The following is an 18,430-nucleotide window of genomic DNA, read 5'->3' as shown; positions in this document are numbered from 1 at the left end:
CTCCGCCGTCCGCAGCCGCGGCCGTCGTACGACGAGCGCCTCGACGCCGCGCGCGACGGCGACGCCGAAGCCGACCGCCAGCGGCAGCCGGACGATCGGGTCGATCTTGTGCACGTTGCGGAAGATCTGGAGCGCGCCGTCGAGGAGTCCTCGGACCAGGTCGGCTGTGGGAGCCCCGGCGACCCCGCCGTGGGCGACCGTCAGGCAACCGAGGCCGAGGACGACCGCGAGCATCAGCGGGCGCTTCACGCCGCTGTCGAGGAGGGTGATCCCGACCAGGCCCACGCCGGCGACGACCGCGGCGACCGCGACCAGGACGGGGTCGGTGGCGAGGTGGAACGCCGCCGGCCACCAGGGCTGGTCGGCCGAGACCAGGTAGGCGATCCAGGACGAGTCACCGCGCGCGGCCTCGGACCAGCCGATGAGGGCCGTCGTGTCGCGCGCGCTCTCGACGTAGGAGTAGAACGGCGGCGCGTAGCGGGCGAGGACGAGCAGCGGCAGCGCCCACCAGAGGCAGCCGACGCCGATCGCCGCGAACCAACCCGCGGCAGCGCGGGCGGTGGTCAGGCCGTGCCGCGCCCCCCAGACGACGAGGATCATCGCCAACGGCAGGCAGGCGGCCGTCTCGACCGCGTTCACGCCGCCCATGCACACGACGGCGGCACCGCTGAGGACCGCCGTTCTTCGCGCGGAGAGCCGCCCGCGCAGGTGGAGCACCACTGCCAGCACCAACCACGGCATCACTGCGCCGGGCAGCGACTCCCCCGTCTGGACCGCCACGGTGCCGAGGAGCCTCGGCGAGAACGCGAACACGACACCGGCGAGCAGGGCGGGCAGGTCGGCCAGCCCGATCGCGCGAGCGACACGGCGAGCGCCCTCGCAGGCGACGATGAGCAGCAGTGCCGACCACAGCCGTTGGGTCACCCAGCCGGGAGCGCCGATCGCGTCCCAGAGCACGAACCAGGTGCCCTGCGGGAAGAGGTAGCCGTAGGCCTGGTTCTGGAACTCGCCGAAGTTCGACTCGGGGTGCCAGAGCGTGAAGGCGCTCGCGAGGAAGCCCCCCGGACGTTCCGTCAGCTCGGCCCGGGTGTCGTAGGTCGTCGCGCCGGGTTGCTGGAGGAGCATGAGGAGGACGACGACGGCATAGAGGGACGCAGCGAGCGCGGACCCGGTCCGTTCCGTCTCCCGCATCACACCCCCTCCTGGCCGGGCCAACCATATGCCGCCGTCTACGCTCAGACCGTGACGAGCACCGTCGACCGCACGCAGCCCGGGGGCTCCGGATCCCCGTCCGGCACCGGTCACCGCGTGCTCCGCCTGTTGCGCAGCAGCGCCGGCATCGCGATCGCGATGGCCGTGATGAACGTCGGCACCTACGCGTTCCAGATGGTCGCGGCGCGGCTCCTCGGCCCGAGCCAGTACGGCGCGGTCGCGGGCATGATGGCGCTGCTGATGGTCCTCTCCGTCGTCCAGCTCGGGATCCAGGCCACCGCGGCGCGCCGGATCGCGGCCGCCCCGGAGGACGTCGCCGCGATCGAGGACACGGTGCTGACCGCGACCTGGCGCGCCGCCCTGGTCCTCGGGGCGATCGCCGTCGCCGCGTCGCCGCTGGTGTGGTGGCTGCTGCGGCTCGACGGCCTGCTCCCGGCAGTGCTGCTGGGGCTGTGCGTCGTCCCCGTGACCGTCATGGGTGGTCAGGCCGGGGTGCTCCAGGGCGAGCGGCGCTGGCTGCCGCTCAGCCTCGTCTACCTCTCGGTCGGAGTGCCGCGGGTGCTCATCGGCGGCGCCTGCCTGGCGATCTCCGCGACCGAGGCGAGCGCCATGGCCGGCGTGCTCGTCGCGTCGTGGTTGCCGGTGCTCATCGGCACCTGGGCGCTGCGCGGTCGCCGGACCGACGCCGTCGTGACGGCGCACGACCGCGAGGTGCGCCGCGACGTGCGCCGCGAGACCGCCGGCAGCTCGTTCGCGCTGCTGGCTTTCGTCGCCCTCTCCAACCTCGACGTCGTCGTCGCCCGCAACGTCCTCGACGAGCACCAGGCGGGTCTGTACGCCGGCGGTCTCATCGTCACCAAGGCGGTGCTGTTCCTCCCCCAGTTCGCCGTCGTCATCCTGTTCCCGTCGATGTCCACGGCGGGCGAGAGCCGCGCCGCCGTCCTCCGCGGGCTCGCGTTCCTCACCGGCCTGGGCGCCGCCTGCGTGGGCGGCACCTACCTGCTGAGCTCGCTGGCACTGGTCTTCATCGGCGGCGACGAGTACGGCGAGGTGCAGGACAAGCTGTGGCTGTTCGCCGTCCTCGGCGGACTGCTGTCGGTCCTCCAGCTGCTCGTCTACGCAGGCCTGGCCAAGCGTGGCCGCTGGACCAAGTACCTCGTGAGCGTCGGCGTCCTCGCCCTCGTCGGCGGCGGCTCCCTGGCCGCGACGGTCACCGAGCTCGCCGTCACCGTCGCCGTCGTGGACGTGGTGGTCGTCGCGCTCCTGGTTGCCCTTCAGGTGTTCCGCGGACGCCGCGGCACCGAGACGGTCGCGGTCGAGGCCGCGTGAGGGACGACCGCCGTATCGGTCGCCGCGGGCTCCTGCTCGGCGGGGCGGCCGCGATCGGGTCGGCGTCGGTCGGCGGCTACGCCGTCGAGCGGGACTGGTTGCCCGGGCGCACGTGGGCCTACGAGCACCTCGGTCTCAACGGCGAGGACGGCGCCGTCCCGGACGTCGTGCCGGGCACGGTGTCGACGAGCACCTTCACCAGCCCGAACCTGCCGGGACGCGACGTGGGGTGGGCGTGCCTGCTGCCGCCCGACCTGACCGCGGACGGCTTGCCGGTGGTGATCGCACTGCACGCGTTGGGCGGGGACCACACCTCGGTGATGGACCTCGGTGTCGACCGCTTCCTCGCCGCCGCGGTCGCGGACGGCGTACCACCGTTCGCGGTGGTGAGCGTCGACGGCGGCGACGGCTACTGGCACCCGCACGACGGTGAGGACGCGGGCGCACTCGTCGTCGACGAGCTGCTCCTCGCCGTCACCGGCGACCCCACCTTCACAGGACTCGACACCGGCCGGATCGGCCTCCTCGGCTGGTCGATGGGCGGGTACGGCGCGCTGCGCCTCGGGCCGCTGCTCGGCGCCGACCGGGTGCGCGCCGTCGCCGCCGCCAGCCCCGCCGTCTGGAGCGATCCCGACGACGCGTCACCGACCGGGTTCTCCGACGCCGATGAGTACGAGGCGTACGCGGTGGTCGGACGTCAGGAGGACCTCGACGGCATCGCCGTCCGGATCGACTGCGGCCGCGGTGACCCGTTCTTCCACGACGTCGAGGACTACGTCGACGGCTTCGACGGCTCCGGCGTCGCGGTCACCGCCGAGATCGACGCCGGCGGCCACGACGACGGCTACTGGCGCCGCGTCCTGCCCGCCCAGCTCGGCTTCCTCGGGACGGCGCTGGGCTGAACGGAACGATGGTCCGGGCGGCGAGCACGGTCGGCGACGCGCTCGCGCCAGCCACCTAGTGCGCAGCCTCGTGCCAGCTGGCGCCGGTGCCGACGGAGACGTCGAGTGCGACGGTGAGGTCCGCGGCGCTGCCCATCCGGTCGCGGACCACCTGCTCGAGCGCGTCGCGCTCGCCCTCGGCGACCTCGAACACGAGCTCGTCGTGCACCTGGAGCAGCATCCTCGAGCGAAGGCCCTGGGCGTCGATCTCGCGCTGGGTCTGGAGCATCGCGACCTTGATGAGGTCGGCGGCGGAGCCCTGGATGGGCGCGTTGAGCGCCATCCGCTCGGCCATCTCGCGACGCATCCGGTTGTCGCTGGTGAGGTCCGGCAGGTAGCGGCGACGACCCATGATCGTCTCGGTGAAGCCCGTCCGACGCGCTTCGTCGACGACGGTGCCGAGGTAGTCGCGGATCCCGCCGAACGTCTCGAAGTACTCGTCCATCAGCCCGCTGGCCTCGCCCGGCGTGATGCCGAGCTGCTGGGACAGGCCGAACGCCGACAGGCCGTAGGCGAGGCCGTAGTTCATCGCCTTGATCTTTGCCCGCATCTCCGAGGTCACCTCGTCGGCGGGGACGTCGAACACGCGGGCGGCGGTGATCGAGTGGAAGTCCTGGCCCGACCGGAACGCCTCGATGAGGAGCTTGTCCTCCGAGAGGTGCGCCATGATCCTCATCTCGATCTGGCTGTAGTCCGCGGTCATCAGCGACTCGTAGCCGGCGCCGACCACGAAGCCCTCCCGGATCCGGCGGCCCTCCTCGGTCCGGACCGGGATGTTCTGGAGGTTCGGCTCGGTGCTGGAGAGCCGCCCGGTCGCCGCGATCATCTGGTTGAACGTCGTGTGGATACGGCCGTCGGGCTGGACGGTCTTGAGCAGCCCCTCGATCGTCTGGCGCAGCCGGCTCACGTCGCGGTGGCGCAGGAGGTGGAGCAGGAACGGGTGCTCGGTCTTGACGTAGAGCCCTTGGAGCGCGTCGGCGTCGGTCGTGTAGCCGGTCTTGGTGCGCTTGGTCTTGGGCATGCCGAGCTCGTCGAAGAGGACGACCTGGAGCTGCTTCGGCGAGCCGAGGTTGATCTCCTTGCCGATGACCGAGAACGCCTCCTCGGCGGCGTTGCGGACCTCGTCGGCGAAGTGCCGCTCCAGGGCGGTGAGGTGGTCGAGGTCGACCGCGATGCCGGTCTGCTCCATGTGCGCCAGCAGGTGCACCAGCGGCAGCTCGACGTCGGTGAGCAGCCGCGAGCCCCCGGCCCGCTCCAGCTCGCCCTCGAGCGCGGCCGACAGGTCGACCACGGCGCGCGCGTAGAGCATCGCCGTCGACGCGACGTCGGCGGCACCTGCACCCAGGTCCGAGTCCGTGAAGAGCGCGCCCTGGTCGGCGTCGGCCTCGCCCTTGAGCTCGCGACGGAGGTAGCGCAGCGTGAGGTCGGCGAGGTCGTAGGAGCGCTGGTCGGGGCGGGCGAGGTACGCCGTCAGGGCGGTGTCGCTGACGACCCCGCCCAACGCCCACCCGTGGGCGGACAGCGCCAGCTCGGGGCCCTTGGCGTCGTGGAGGATCTTGGGCCGCGCCGCGTCGGCGAGCCATCCGGCGAGGGCCGCCTCGTCGTCGGCCCCGAGCGCGGCGACGTCGACGTAGGCGGCCTGGCCGTCGGCCACGGCGAAGCCGATGCCGTCGACCGCACCGGACCCGGCCGCCCAGCTGCCGCGGACGTGGAGGCCGACGACCTGGTCGCCCAGGGTCTCGAGGAACTCCCCCACCTCGCCCTCGCCGAGGGTGCGGCCGGCCAGCTCGAAGCCGCCCTCCTCCATCGGCTCCTCGCCGGCGAGGGTCTCGATGGTGCGGGTGCGGAGCTCGCCGCGGAACTCGAGCTCGTCGAACAGCTCCAGCGCGGCCTGCCGGTCCCACGGCTGGAGCGCCATCTCGGAGGGCCGGACGCCGAGGTCGAGGTCCGTGACGAGCGCGTTGAGCCGGCGGTTGCGGATCACGTCGCCGAGGTGCTCGCGCAGCGCCTCACCCTTCTTGCCGGTGATCTCGTCAGCGTGGGCGATGACGTTGTCGAGCCCGTCGTAGGTGTTCAGCCACTTCGCGGCGAACCCCTGGCCGACGCCGGGGACTCCCGGCAGGTTGTCGGAGGTCTCCCCCACGATCGCCGCGAGCTCCGGATAGCGCTGCGGCGGGACGCCGTACTTCTCCTCCACGGCGGCGGGGGTCATCCGCGCCAGGTCGGACACCCCGCGCATCGGGTAGAGGACCGTCGACCGCTCCGTCACCAGCTGCAGCGAGTCGCGGTCGCCGGTGAGGATGAGGACCTCGAAGCCGTCGGGTCCCACGTCCTCGGCGGCGAGGGCCTGGGTGACCAGCGTCGCGATGATGTCGTCGGCCTCGTAGCCCTCGGCCGTGAGGTGCGGGATCGCGAACGTGTCGAGCACCCGCTGGATCAGGGGCAGCTGGCTGCTGAACTCGGTGGGCGTCTTGTTGCGCTTGGCCTTGTACTCGGAGTACTCGGCCAGCCGGAACGTCTGGCGCGAGAGGTCGAACGCGACGGCGACGTGGGTCGGCTGCTCGTCGCGGAGCACGTTGACGAGCATCGAGGTGAACCCGTAGACCGCGTTGGTGTTCTGGCCCGAGGCCGTGGAGAAGTTCTCGACCGGGAGCGCGAAGAACGCGCGGTACGCCAAGGAGTGGCCGTCGAGCAGGAGCAGGCGGGGGCGGGACTCAGGCACCCGCCGACTCTATCCATCGCCGCCGACAGCAGAATGTCCCCATGACCGACGCGAAGACCACGATCGACGAGTTCCTGGCGGTGCTGCCCGACGGCATGGGCGCCCTCAACGAGAAGCTCGGCATCGAGCTGGTCGAGATCTCGCCCGAGCGCGTGGTCGCGACGATGCCGGTCGAGGGCAACACCCAGCCGTTCCGGCTCCTCCACGGTGGCGCCTCGGTCGCGCTCGCGGAGACCCTCGGCTCGATCGGTTCGGGCCTGCACGCGGGCCAGTTCGGCAAGGTGTCGGTGGGCGTCGACATCAACGCCACCCACCACCGCTCCGCGACGAGCGGCGTCGTGACCGGTACGGCGACCGCGATCCACCTCGGCCGCACCAGCGCGGCCTACGACATCGTCATCACCGACGAGCGCGGCAAGCGGGTCTGCACCTCGCGCATCACCTGCGCTCTCGTCGACCCCCGCTGACGGGCGGGATCAGTCCGGGAACGGAACCGTCACGCGCGTCGCCCGCACCCGGCGCTGGTTGCGCCGCGCGGCGAGCACGCGGGGGGCTGCCCGTCCGGATCCCGGAGGAGCGGCCGGCGTGATCCGGCTGCGTACCAGCGAGGTCGGCGCGAGCCGGACGGTCGCGACCGGCGCGAGCGCGAGCCGGGCCATGAAGCGGTTCGACTCGCGGACCGTCGCCGGCACGGCGGTCGACACGTGCGGCACGCCGTTCTCCTCGGCGAAGACGACCGCCGCCTCCATCAGCGCACGCCCGACGCCACGGCGCCGGTACTGGTCGAAGACCCGCGGCTGGATCGACTGGACGCACGTCTCGAGGTTGAGCGGCGACACCGTCGTCAGCCGGAGGAACACGGCTCCGGCGAGCTGACCGTCGAAGTCGATGACCACGAACCGTTGTTCCGGCGAGGCGGCCGCGCCCTTGATGACGAGCTCGAGGTCGGCGACCTGCTCGGCGCGGTCGGCGCGCCGCAGCACGTCCGACCAGAGCTCGGCGAGCGCCGGGGCGTCCTCACGCCGGGCGATCCTCGGGGTCAGGCTCGATCGGCTCATGCACTCCCCCGCTCGTCGACGTTGTGGTGAGAGGACACCTTACGCCGGTCCGTGCCACGGGCGACAGGGCGTGGCATGCTGACGGGCGTCCGGACGGGCACGGAGAACTGTTCCCGTGTCGTTATCCGCAGGGGGTGCCCTCAGACCGGATCACTCATAAAGTTCGGCTGTTGGTTCCGAGAAGATCAGCTGCCGGAGCCCGGCACGACAGGAGATCCATGGCCATCGCCCTACGGAGGGGCGCCACCGCGACGACCGCGCTGGTCCTCCTCGGTGCCGTGCTCGCGGCGCTGCTCACCGTCATGGCGGGCTCGCCCGCCCACGCGGCCGAAACGAGGTGTGCTCTCGTCAAGCCGACGGACGACGACACGATCTCGATCCTGGGCCGGATCTGCGACCGCCGCGAGAAGCCGCCCGTCGCCGTCCCCGGCGTCCGGGTGACCGTCGAGGACGAGGCCGGCGAGGAACTCGGCGAAGCCACGTCCAGCGAGGACGGGACGTTCGTCATCGACCTGCCCGGCACGTCGATCGAGCACCTCGGCAAGTCCTACACGGTCGTGCTGGACGAATCGACGTTGCCGGAGGGGACCAAGCCCGAGATCACCAGCCGCACGATCGACATCAACCTGGACAACGACCAGACCGTGATCTTCCCGATCGGCGACGCGGGACCGGCCAAGCCGAGCAAGTTCACCGAGGCGCTCCAGCTGATGGTGGGCGGCCTCGTCTTCTCGGTCCTGCTGGCGATGGCAGCGCTGGGGCTCTCGATGATCTTCGGCACCACCGGCCTGACGAACTTCGCCCACGGCGAGCTGATCACCTTCGGTGCCCTCGTGGCCTTCTTCATCGACCGCTTGCCCGGTCGGATCGAGGTCGGCGGCACCGAGATCACCGTGATCGTGGGCGTCCTCGGGGCGTTCCTCGTGGGCGGTGTCTTCGGTTGGTTGAACGACACGGCGCTGTGGCGCCCCTTGCGGCGTCGCGGGACCGGACTGGTCGCGATGATGATCGTGAGCATCGGCCTGTCGCTCTTCCTCCGCAACATCTACCAGTACTTCGCGGGCGCCCAGACCCGGAACTACTCGCAGTACGGCGCCGTGGAGCCGTGGGAGATCGGCGACATCCTGCTGACGCCCAAGGAGCTGACGGTGATCCTGCTCGGCGTCGCCGTCCTGGTCCTCACCACCAGCCTGTTGCAGTTCACCCGGCTCGGGAAGGCCACCCGGGCTGTCGCCGACAACCCCGGCCTGGCTTCCGCGACCGGCATCAACGTCGAACGAGTGATCGGCACCGTGTGGATCGGGGGCGCCGCTCTCGCGGCGCTCGCCGGTGCGTTGCTCGGCGTCACCCAGGGCTTCGACTTCCAGCTGGGTTTCCGCATCCTGCTGCTGGTCTTCGCCGCGACCGTCCTCGGCGGCCTGGGCACGATCTGGGGCGCCATCGTCGGCGCGTTCGTGATCGGGCTGTTCACCGAGCTGTCGACGCTCTTCGTCGATCCCGAGTTCAAGTTCGTGGGCGCACTGCTCCTGCTCATCGTCATCCTGCTGATCAGGCCGCAAGGCCTGTTGGGCAAAGCGCAGAGAATCGGCTGAGGAGACCACCATGGACTTCAACGAGTTGCTCACCGGTTCGCTCCAGCAGGCGCTGGGTCCGACCGCCGTGGTGTACTGCCTGGCCGCGATCGGCCTCAACATCCACTTCGGCTACACCGGCCTGCTGAACTTCGGGCAGGCCGGGTTCATGATGGTGGCCGGTTACGCGATGGTCACCATGTCGACGATCTGGGGGCAGAGCCTGTGGCTCGGTGTCCTGGTCGGCGTGATCCTCACCGTCATCCTGGCGTTGATGCTCGGCGTCCCGACCCTGAGGCTCCGCGCCGACTACCTGGCGATCGTGACGATCGCCGCGGCGGAGATCATCCGCCAGGTCATCAGCGCCGCGAAGTTCTCCGACGACCTCGGCGGCCAGGACGGACTCACCGGCTTCATCAAGCCCTTCCGCAAGATGAACCCGTTCGACGAGCCCGTCGGCATCGACGGGGTGGTGATGTGGAGCCCCAACGACTTCTGGGTCATGACGGTGGGCTGGCTGCTGGTCGTCGCCGCCTGCCTGATCACCTGGCTGCTCATGCGCAGCCCCTGGGGCCGGGTGCTCAAGTCGATCCGTGAGGACGAGGACGCCGTGCGTTCGCTCGGCAAGAACGTCTACGCCTACAAGATGCAGTCGCTCATCATCGGCGGCCTCTTCGGAGCGCTGGCCGGGTTCGTGGTGGCGCTGCGCTCAGCCACCGTCGGGCCATCGTTCTTCGCCACGGACGTGACGTTCTTCGCCTACACGGTGCTGCTCATCGGCGGCGCGGCACGTGTGCTCGGCCCGGTGGCAGGGGCCGTCATCTTCTGGTTCCTGATCACCGTGCTCGACATCGCGTTCGGTCAGATGACGGCCGGCGCGGACCCGATCATCCCGGCCTCGATCATGGACAGCACCCAGGCGAGCCTGATGCGTCTGATCTTCATGGGGCTCGGCCTGATGCTGTTGATGATCTATCGACCACAAGGGATCTTCGGCGACCGAAGGGAGCTGGCAATCGATGGACGCTGAGCAGGAAGTCACGGGCCGGACGCCGGGCGTCGACGTCGAGGCGTCCCGACGCGCTCTGGCGGGCATCGAACCGACGCCCGGGGTCGCCAAGCCCGACCCGATCCTCGTCGCCGACAGCGTCACCCGCACCTTCGGCGGGCTGACCGCCGTCGACGTCGCCCACCTCGAGGTGCAGCGGGGGGTGATCACCGCCCTGATCGGGCCGAACGGCGCCGGCAAGACGACACTGTTCAACCTCCTCACGGGCTTCGACCGCCCGGACACCGGCACCTGGTCCTTCAATGGCACGTCCTTGGGTCGCAAGCCTGCCTACAAGGTCGCCCGGATGGGCATGGTCCGCACCTTCCAGCTGACCAAGGTCCTCTCGAAGCTGACGGTGATCGAGAACATGCGCGTCGGTGCCACCGCGCAGCGGGGCGAGAGCCTGCTCGCCGCGATGGTGGCGCCGTTGTGGCGGAGCCAGGAGAAGGCCAACACCGACCGGGCCGACAACCTGCTCGAACGGTTCCTGCTCGCCGAGAAGCGGGAGGACTTCGCTGGTTCCCTGTCCGGCGGCCAGCGCAAGCTCCTCGAGATGGCGCGGTCGTTGATGACCGACCCCGAGCTGGTGATGCTCGACGAGCCGATGGCGGGCGTGAACCCCGCCCTCAAGCAGTCACTGCTGGGCCACGTGAAGTCGCTGCGCGACGAGGGCCGGACGGTGCTGTTCGTCGAGCACGACATGGACATGGTGCGCGACATCTCCGACTGGGTGGTGGTGATGGCGCAGGGCAAGGTCGTCGCCGAAGGTCCGCCGGACACGGTGATGGCCGACCCGGCCGTGGTCGACGCCTACCTCGGTGCCCACCACGACGCTGAGCTCACCTTCGAGGAGGAGGAGAAGATCCTCGCGGAGGCCGAGGCAGAGATCCAGAAGGAGGCCCAGGGCCATGAATGACGGAGCCACCCTCACCCCCGAGCGGGAGGCACACCTCGCCGCGGCCGACGGCGCGGTGCTCCGCGCCGACGGTCTGATCGCCGGCTACCTGCCCGGCGTCAACATCCTCAACGGGGCCGACCTGTACTGCCAGGAGGGCGAGCTGGTCGGCATCATCGGGCCCAACGGTGCCGGCAAGTCCACCCTGCTCAAGGCACTCTTCGGCCTGGTCAAGATCAACGAGGGCACGGTGCAGCTGAAGGGTGAGGACATCACCAACCAGCGCGCCGACAAGCTGGTGACGGCCGGCATCGGTTTCGTGCCCCAGACCAACAACGTGTTCCCGTCGCTGACCATCCAGGAGAACCTGGAGATGGGTTGCTACCAGCGTCCCACCAGCTTCCGGAAGCGCTTCGAGTTCGTCGGTGAGCTGTTCCCGGCCCTCCTGGACCGGCGCAGTCAGCGTGCAGGATCACTGTCCGGCGGCGAGCGGCAGATGGTGGCCATGGGGCGCGCCCTCATGATGGAGCCATCAGTGCTCCTCCTGGACGAGCCGTCCGCAGGCCTCTCCCCCGTCCTGCAGGACGAGGTCTTCGTGCAGACCCGCCGGATCAACCGGGCCGGCGTCTCGGTCGTGATGGTGGAGCAGAACGCCCGGCGCTGCCTGCAGATCTGCGACCGCGGCTACGTTCTCGACCACGGCCGCAACGCCTACACCGGCACCGGCAAGGACCTCTCCAAGGACCCCAAGGTCATCGAGCTCTACCTCGGGACGCTCGGCGGTCACTGACCGTCCCCGAGCAGCAGTCGCAGGACAGATAAGCGAAAGGGCCCGGCCGAAGCCGGGCCCTTCCGTCTTGCTGCTACTGCTCGATCACTCGCCCTGCGGAACGACGCCGGAGACGGTGTCGATCTGCTCGTAGGCGTTGCCGTCGCCGTACTCGTACACGCCGTACGTGCCGGCCGCCAGGCTGCCGGTGTCGGTCATGTCAGCCGGACCGCTCTTGCCGTCGTAGTCGATGTCCTCGCCCTCCTCGAGCAAGGCCTTGCAGTCCGCGAAGGTGGTGCACTTGGTGCCCTCACGGCTGATGTCGACGATGTTGGCACCGATCGCCTCACCCGAGTCGTCGCCGGCCGCAATGGCAGCGAGCGCGCTCATGATGACGGCGTCGTAGCTCTCCGGGCCGTAGAGAACCGCGTCGTCCGGACCCATCGGCGGGGTCTCGAACAGGCGAGCCTCGAACTCCGCGTCCGGCGTCGCCGAGGTCGGCGCCGTGCCCTTCACACCGGTGAGGTCGAAGTCCTCGTCCGGGTAGTTGGACAGGTTGCCGTCCACGAAGTACAGCTGCACGTCCTGCGGGCCGAGGCCCTTGGCGATCAGCTGCGGGATGATCGTGGTGGTCTCCGCGAACGACACCAGGACGATGGCCTCCGGCTCAGCGGCGGCCAGCTTGTTGATCTCGGCGGTGAAGCCGGTCGCGTCCTTGTTGTAGAGGATGAACTCCCCGACGGTGGCGCCCTTCTCCTCGAGCACGTCGCGGGTGCGCTCGGCGAGGCCCTCGCCGTAGAAGTCCTGGCGCCCCATGATCGCGACGTTGTCGAAGCCGTCCTTGATGACCTCGTTGGCGAGGACCTCGCCCTGGAGATAGTCGGACGGTGCGGTACGGAAGTACAGACGGTTCGGGTCGATCTCGTCGGTGTCGAAGCCTGCCGCCGTGTTGGCCGGCGAGAACTGGACCGCACCCGCACCGGTGATCTTGTCGATGACCGTGATCGAGACACCGGAAGAAGCCGCGCCGACGATGACGTCGGAGCTGGCGGCGAGCAGCTTGTCCACCTGCGCGCCGGCGATGTCGGGAGTGCCGTCGCCGGAGTCACCCTTGACCTCGACGACGTCCTTGCCGAGGACGCCTCCGGCCTCGTTGATGTCCTGGACCGCCAGCGTGACGCCCGCGAACTCGGGGGGCCCGAGGAACGCGAGGTCACCGGTCGCCGGCAGCAAGGTGCCGAAGGTCAGGGTGCCGTCGCCCTTGGGCTCGGCGGAGGGCGACGTGTCGCTGCCGCCCGCGTTGTCCGTGTCGTCCTTGTCGTCACCGTCGTCACCACAGGCACTGAGGACGAGAACGGATGCTGCAAGCACCGCCGCAACGCGGCGGGCGGGTGTTTGGCGGATCATGAGACCTCCGGCTCGCTAGGAACTCCGGACAGCGTCCGGAATCAAAACTGCAGGTGCAACCTAACGCCGAACGAGGGTGTTGTGAGCGCCGATACGAAGGATCCTCCGCGTCGTTGCTGATTCGTGACCTTCGGCGGTCAGCCCGGACCGGCGATTCCCGTGCCGTGCTCGACCACGCCGACCGCTACGTCCTTCATCGACAGCCGAAGGTCCATGGCTGTCTTCTGGATCCAGCGGAACGCCTCGGGCTCGGTCAGCTGGAGCTGCTCCATGAGGATTCCCTTCGCCCGGTCGATGGCCTTGCGCGTCTCGAGCCGGTCCTGGAGGTCCTCGACCTCGGCCTCGAGCTGGCGGATCTCGGCGAACCGACTCACCGCCATCTCGATCGCTGGGACCAGCTCGGACTGGGTGAACGGCTTGACGAGGTACGACATCGCCCCGGCGTCGCGGGCACGCTCCACGAGGTCGCGCTGCGAGAACGCGGTGAGCATGACCACCGGAGCGATCCGCTTCCCGGCGATGGCCTCCGCCGCGGCGATGCCGTCGAGGACGGGCATCTTGACGTCGAGGATCACCAGGTCCGGGCGCAGCTCCTCGGCGAGCTCGATGGCCTTCGCGCCGTCGCCGGCCTGGCCGACGACGTCGTACCCCTCCTCGGCCAGCATCTCGGCGAGGTCCATCCGGATCAGGGTCTCGTCCTCAGCGATGACGACGGTGCGGGGCGCGGGCGTCTCGGTCACAAGGGAAGGTTATCGGGACCGCCATTACGGGCGGATGTCGCGGGGCGCCGCAGCGCGGACCTCCCTGCGGTCCGACGATGCTGGGTCCGTTACGGTTTCCCTGCGTTCGCCCCGGTAGTCCAACGGCAGAGACAATGGTCTCAAACACCATCCAGTGTGGGTTCGAATCCCACCCGGGGCACAACCGCAGTGGTGTTGTCGGGAGCCCGTCGTAGATTGGGCGTGTGCGACAGCGCCGACGTGTGGCCGGAGTCGTGGCGCTGGTGGTGCTCGCGGCCGGGTGCAGCGCGTTCCAGGAGTCCGACGACGAGGGCGACACCGTCACCGGCGTCGACGACACCTCGGGCGAGGGCGTGCTGGCGCAGTGCGTGGTGGCGGACCCGACGGGTGCGGTGATCATGCAGCCGGGCTCGCTGACGGTCGACGCCCGGACCCGGCTGCTCACCGTGTCGCTCGACGACGCGGTCAACCTCGAGGTCGTCGAGGACGTCGTCGCTCCCTACCGGGGGCCCGACGACCTGCAGGGAGTGGTCGCGGACTATCCCCCGGGAGCGAGCACGAGCTTCATCGAGGGGCTCACCGACTGGAACAGCAGGCGGACGCTCACCGGGCTGACCCTGCACCCCGACGACGGGAAGCAGGCGGTCCTCGTCGCCGTGCGGCTGACGGAACCGGACCGTCCCGCCCACGTCCGTGGCGTCACCATCAGCGCGGACACCCCCGCCGGACCGCGGCTGTACGGGTGGGAGCAGCTCGTGCTGGTGCTCCCCGACGGGAAGTGCTCGGATGAGGTCGTCGCCGAGACCACCGCGTGGACGGGCTGAGGACTACCGTGCGTGAGATGCGCACAGAACCGTCGGACAGGTGGGTCAGGGGCTACGTCGGCGACGAGGTCGTCGTCGACAGCAAGGACGCCCTGTTGTTCTGGGAGGACCGGTTCCCGGTGCCCGGCTACGCGTTCCCACGAGACGACGTCCGGACCGACCTCCTCCGACCGTCCGACGCCCGCTCGCACGTTCCGTTCTTCGGCCCGAAGGGACCGGTGAGCGAGTCGTACGACGTGGTGGTCGGCGACCGCGTGCTCGAGGGTGCGGCCTGGGTGCGCGACGATCCGGCGATCAGCGACCGGATCGTGCTCACCTGGCAGCCCGGCGTCCTCGACCGGTGGCTCGAGGAGGACGAGGAGGTGTTCGCGCACCCGCGCGACCCCTACAAGCGGGTCGACGCGATGCCGAGCTCCCGCCATGTCCAGGTCGCGATCGGCGGGACGGTGGTCGCCGACAGCCGTTCCCCGGTACTCCTGTTCGAGACGCACCTTCCGACGCGCTACTACCTCCCCCGCGAGGACGTCCGGCTCGACCTCCTGGAACCGAGCGGCAACCGGAGCGACTGTCCCTACAAAGGACATGCCGAGGAGTACTGGAGCCTGCCCGGGGTGCGTGACGCGGACAACGTCGCCTGGTCCTATGCCGACCCGGTCCGCGCCGTCGCGCCGATCACCGGCCGGATCGCTTTCTACAACGAGCTCGTCGACCTCACCGTCGACGGCGTCCCGCAGGCGCGGCCGGAGTCGATCTTCAGCAAGCGGGGCAACCGCCCCGTCGAGTGACCTGAGGGACGTCCGCGGCGCGCAGTGGCCAGGCGGAGGAGGGAGGCGGCCTCACAGCGAAGCGGGCCGTCGACCGATGACAACACAGCCAATGCGCGTCGCGGGCGTTCCTCAGCGGCGGCGGTAGGCGGGGGCGACCTCATTGATGGCGTCGCCCATCCGGTGGATGCGCAGGGCGTTGGTCGAGCCGGGGATGCCGGGCGGGCTGCCGGCGACGATCACGACGAGGTCGCCCTCGTGGACGCGGCCGATGCGCAGCAGCTCCTCGTCGACCTGGCGGACCATCTCGTCGGTGTGCTCGACGGTCTTGGTCTGGAACGCCTCGACGCCCCACTGCATCGACAGCTGGGACCGGGCCCGGGCCTCCGGGGTGAACGCCAGGACCGGGATGCTGCTGCGGAGCCGAGCCAGACGCCGCGCCGAGTCCCCTGACTGCGTGAACGCGACGACGTACTTGGCGCCGACCCGCTGCGCGACCTCTTCGGCCGCCTTGGTGATGATGCCGGAGCGTGTGTGCGGGTCCCAGTCGATGCGGCCGAAGCGGCTGAACGTGTCGTCGCTGAGCGCGTGGTCCTCGGTGGCCGAGATGATCCGCGCCATCGTCTCGACGGTGTGGATGGGGTGCTCCCCCACACTGGTCTCGCCGGACAGCATGAGCGCGTCGGCGCCGTCGAGGACGGCGTTGGCGACGTCGCTCGCCTCGGCGCGGGTCGGCGCCGGGTTGGTGACCATCGACTCGAGCATCTGGGTCGCGACGATGACCGGCTTGGCGTTGCGGCGAGCCGCGACGATGACCTTCTTCTGGAGGAACGGCACCTCCTCGAGCGGGCACTCCACGCCGAGGTCGCCGCGCGCCACCATGAAGCCGTCGAACGCCTTGACGACCTCGTCGAGGTTGTCGATGGCCTGCGGCTTCTCGATCTTGGCGATGATCGGGAGCAGGACTCCCTCCTCGCGCATGATCACGCGGACGTCCTCCGCGTCGGAGGCGTTGCGGACGAAGCTCAGCGCGATGTAGTCGACCCCGAGCCGCAGCGCGAAGCGCAGGTCCTGGGTGTCCTTGTCCGAGAGCGCCGGCACGGACACGGCGACGCCCGGCAGGTTGATGCCCTTGTTGTTGCTGACCTGGCCGCCGACGAGCACCTCGGTCTCGACGTCGGTGTCGGTCGCCGAGACCACCCGCAACCGGATCTTGCCGTCGTCGATGAGCAGCGGGTCGCCGGGCTTCACGTCACCAGGCAGCCCCTTGTACGTCGTCCCGCAGATCGTCTCGTCGCCGAGGACGTCGCGCGTGGTGATCGTCCACCGCTGGCTCCGGCGCAGCTTGACCGGGCCGTCCGCGAACCGCTCGAGGCGGATCTTGGGGCCCTGGAGGTCGGCCAGGATCGCGACGCCGCGACCGCTCGCGTCCGAGGCCTCCCGCACCAGGCGGTAGACCTCGGCGTGGTCGGCGTGGGCGCCGTGGCTCATGTTGAGCCGGGCGACGTCCATCCCTGCATAGACCAGCTCCCGGATCCGGCGCTCGGTGTTGGTGGCCGGGCCCAGGGTGCACACGATCTTGGCTCTCCGCACGGGAGAACCCTATCGGTCCTTTGGAACGTTAAGAGAGCAGGATCAGACGACGAGGGGGCGAGCCGTCGGCGGGATCGGCGCGGGCAGCGTCGTGGAGCCGGTGAGGTAGGCGTCGACCGCAGCAGCGGCGGCACGTCCCTCAGCGATGGCCCACACGATGAGCGACTGGCCGCGACCGGCGTCGCCGGCCACGAACACACCCGGGACCGACGACATGTAGGACTTGTCGCGGACCACGTTGCTGCGCGGGTCGAGCTCGACGCCGAGCTGCTCGACGAGGCCCGGGCCCTCGGGACCGAGGAAGCCCATCGCGAACAGGACCAGGTCGGCCGGGATCTCGCGCTCGGTGCCCTCGATCTCGACGAGCTTGCCGTCCTCGAACCGCACGTCGACCAGCTCCAGCGCCCGCACGTTGCCGTCGGCGTCGCCGAGGAACTGCTTGGTGGACACCGAGTAGACCCGGTCGCCGCCCTCCTCGTGGGCCGAGGAGACGCGGAAGATCATCGGGTACGTCGGCCACGGCTGCCCTGCGGGGCGACCCTCGGGGGGCTCCGGCATGATCTCGAGCTGCGTGATGGACGCGGCGCCCTGACGGGTCGACGTGCCGAGGCAGTCGGCACCCGTGTCGCCGCCGCCGATGATGACGACGTGCTTGCCGTCGGCGCGGATCTGGCCCTCGACGGTCTCGCCGAGCGCGACCCGGTTGGCCTGCGGGAGGAACTCCATCGCCTGGTGGATGCCGCCCAGCTCACGGCCCGGCACCGGCAGGTCGCGCGGGACGGTCGCCCCGATCGCGAGCACGACGGCGTCGTAGCGGTCCTTGAGCGCGGCTCCGGTCAGGTCGCCGGCGCCGACCTCGACGCCGGAGCGGAAGACGGTGCCCTCGCGCTTCATCTGGTCGATCCGGCGGTCGACCTGCTGCTTCTCCATCTTGAACTCGGGGATGCCGTAGCGGAGCAGGCCGCCCGGCTTGTCCTCGCGCTCGTAGACCGCGACCGTGTGGCCGGCGCGGGTCAGCTGCTGGGCGACCGCGAGGCCCGCGGGACCCGAGCCGACGACGGCGACGGTCTTGCCCGACAGCCACTCGGGCGGCTGGGGCGTCACGTAGCCGGAGTCCCAGGCCTTGTCGATGATCGAGACCTCGACGTTCTTGATGGTCACGGCCGGCTGGTTGATGCCGAGCACGCACGCCGTCTCGCACGGAGCCGGGCAGAGGCGACCGGTGAACTCCGGGAAGTTGTTGGTCGCGTGCAGGCGCTCGATCGCAGCCTGCCAGTCGTCACGCCAGACCAGGTCGTTCCACTCGGGGATGATGTTGCCGAGCGGGCAGCCCTGGTGGCAGAACGGGATGCCGCAGTCCATGCAGCGTCCGGCCTGCTCGACGATGATCGGCAGCAGGGCACGGCCCGGTCCACCGGGGTAGACCTCGTTCCAGTCCTGGACGCGCTCGTCGACCGGGCGACGCTCCGCGACCTCGCGGGTCGCCTTCAGGAATCCACGTGGGTCAGCCATTCTGTGCCCCATTCTCGATGGCCTGACGGCCCGTGCTGGAAG

The 18,430-nt window shown here is 70.1% G+C and carries 16 protein-coding genes and 1 tRNA gene; 10 read left to right on the top strand and 7 right to left on the bottom strand.

Going from position 1 to position 18,430, the window contains the following annotated elements:
• Positions 1 to 1,191 (bottom strand): alpha-(1->3)-arabinofuranosyltransferase domain-containing protein (locus tag H0487_RS06580; protein ID WP_183093430.1); only part of this gene is annotated, 1,191 nt, incomplete at its 3' end.
• Between the two features lie 51 nt (positions 1,192 to 1,242).
• On the opposite strand from H0487_RS06580, the gene H0487_RS06575 reads away from it, so the two are divergent.
• Together H0487_RS06575 and H0487_RS06570 are read left to right on the top strand one after the other, a co-directional pair.
• A complete protein-coding gene (locus H0487_RS06575; RefSeq protein WP_312855848.1) occupies positions 1,243 to 2,541 on the top strand; it encodes a lipopolysaccharide biosynthesis protein in 1,299 nt (432 codons plus the stop codon).
• A complete protein-coding gene (locus H0487_RS06570; protein ID WP_183093429.1) occupies positions 2,538 to 3,443 on the top strand; it encodes an alpha/beta hydrolase in 906 nt (301 codons plus the stop codon). The genes H0487_RS06575 and H0487_RS06570 overlap by 4 nt, the downstream gene beginning before the upstream one ends.
• Positions 3,444 to 3,498: 55 nt before the next feature.
• Here H0487_RS06570 and polA read toward each other — a convergent pair whose 3' ends face one another.
• Positions 3,499 to 6,204, bottom strand: a complete 2,706-nt coding sequence (polA, locus tag H0487_RS06565) for a DNA polymerase I (protein ID WP_183093428.1) — start codon at positions 6,202 to 6,204, stop codon at positions 3,499 to 3,501.
• 41 nt (positions 6,205 to 6,245) lie between these two features.
• On the opposite strand from polA, the gene H0487_RS06560 reads away from it, so the two are divergent.
• Positions 6,246 to 6,671: a PaaI family thioesterase gene (locus H0487_RS06560; RefSeq protein WP_183093427.1), complete on the top strand. Its 426-nt coding sequence runs from the start codon at positions 6,246 to 6,248 to the stop codon at positions 6,669 to 6,671.
• A 9-nt stretch (positions 6,672 to 6,680) separates the two neighbouring features.
• Here the strand turns inward: H0487_RS06560 and H0487_RS06555 are convergent, their stop codons facing one another.
• A complete protein-coding gene (locus tag H0487_RS06555) occupies positions 6,681 to 7,262 on the bottom strand; it encodes a GNAT family N-acetyltransferase (RefSeq protein WP_183093426.1) in 582 nt (193 codons plus the stop codon).
• Positions 7,263 to 7,480: 218 nt separating this feature from the next.
• Between H0487_RS06555 and H0487_RS06550 the strand changes: the two genes are divergently transcribed.
• The 4 genes from H0487_RS06550 to H0487_RS06535 are packed head-to-tail and all read left to right on the top strand — an operon-like array spanning position 7,481 to position 11,569.
• Positions 7,481 to 8,854: an ABC transporter permease subunit gene (locus H0487_RS06550; protein WP_183093425.1), complete on the top strand. Its 1,374-nt coding sequence runs from the start codon at positions 7,481 to 7,483 to the stop codon at positions 8,852 to 8,854.
• Between the two features lie 10 nt (positions 8,855 to 8,864).
• Positions 8,865 to 9,863 carry a branched-chain amino acid ABC transporter permease gene (locus tag H0487_RS06545; RefSeq protein WP_183093424.1) on the top strand — a complete coding sequence of 333 codons (999 nt, stop codon included), beginning with the start codon at positions 8,865 to 8,867 and terminating at the stop codon, positions 9,861 to 9,863.
• Positions 9,853 to 10,800 (top strand): ABC transporter ATP-binding protein, encoded by a 948-nt coding sequence (locus tag H0487_RS06540; protein WP_183093423.1) that lies wholly within the window; start codon positions 9,853 to 9,855, stop codon positions 10,798 to 10,800. The genes H0487_RS06545 and H0487_RS06540 overlap by 11 nt, the downstream gene beginning before the upstream one ends.
• Entirely contained in the window at positions 10,793 to 11,569 is a 777-nt protein-coding gene (locus tag H0487_RS06535; protein WP_183093422.1) for an ABC transporter ATP-binding protein, read from the top strand. The genes H0487_RS06540 and H0487_RS06535 overlap by 8 nt, the downstream gene beginning before the upstream one ends.
• An 84-nt stretch (positions 11,570 to 11,653) precedes the next feature.
• On the opposite strand, the gene H0487_RS06530 is transcribed toward H0487_RS06535, so the two are convergent.
• Together H0487_RS06530 and H0487_RS06525 are read right to left on the bottom strand one after the other, a co-directional pair.
• Positions 11,654 to 12,919 carry an ABC transporter substrate-binding protein gene (locus tag H0487_RS06530; protein WP_312855847.1) on the bottom strand — a complete coding sequence of 422 codons (1,266 nt, stop codon included), beginning with the start codon at positions 12,917 to 12,919 and terminating at the stop codon, positions 11,654 to 11,656.
• A 173-nt stretch (positions 12,920 to 13,092) separates the two neighbouring features.
• Positions 13,093 to 13,695, bottom strand: coding sequence for an ANTAR domain-containing response regulator (locus H0487_RS06525; protein WP_183093420.1), 603 nt, complete (start codon positions 13,693 to 13,695; stop codon positions 13,093 to 13,095).
• A 108-nt stretch (positions 13,696 to 13,803) separates the two neighbouring features.
• Between H0487_RS06525 and H0487_RS06520 the strand changes: the two genes are divergently transcribed.
• The 3 genes from H0487_RS06520 (at position 13,804) to H0487_RS06510 (ending at position 15,304) form a co-directional block, all read left to right on the top strand.
• A tRNA-Leu gene (locus H0487_RS06520) sits at positions 13,804 to 13,876 on the top strand.
• 43 nt (positions 13,877 to 13,919) lie between these two features.
• On the top strand, positions 13,920 to 14,519 hold the full coding sequence (locus H0487_RS06515) for a hypothetical protein (protein WP_183093419.1): 600 nt from the start codon (positions 13,920 to 13,922) through the stop codon (positions 14,517 to 14,519).
• Positions 14,520 to 14,536: 17 nt separating this feature from the next.
• Positions 14,537 to 15,304 (top strand): DUF427 domain-containing protein, encoded by a 768-nt coding sequence (locus tag H0487_RS06510; protein WP_183093418.1) that lies wholly within the window; start codon positions 14,537 to 14,539, stop codon positions 15,302 to 15,304.
• Positions 15,305 to 15,415: 111 nt separating this feature from the next.
• Here the strand turns inward: H0487_RS06510 and pyk are convergent, their stop codons facing one another.
• On the bottom strand, positions 15,416 to 16,876 hold the full coding sequence (gene pyk, locus H0487_RS06505) for a pyruvate kinase (protein ID WP_183093417.1): 1,461 nt from the start codon (positions 16,874 to 16,876) through the stop codon (positions 15,416 to 15,418).
• Between the two features lie 42 nt (positions 16,877 to 16,918).
• Positions 16,919 to 18,388 carry a glutamate synthase subunit beta gene (locus H0487_RS06500; protein WP_183093416.1) on the bottom strand — a complete coding sequence of 490 codons (1,470 nt, stop codon included), beginning with the start codon at positions 18,386 to 18,388 and terminating at the stop codon, positions 16,919 to 16,921.
• Positions 18,389 to 18,430 lie beyond the last annotated feature (42 nt).

The organism is Nocardioides stalactiti (genome assembly GCF_014180715.1).
Taxonomy (GTDB): domain Bacteria; phylum Actinomycetota; class Actinomycetes; order Propionibacteriales; family Nocardioidaceae; genus Nocardioides; species Nocardioides stalactiti.
Note: the sequence above shows the minus strand (reverse complement) of the source record. Positions and strands in the feature narration are given on the sequence as shown.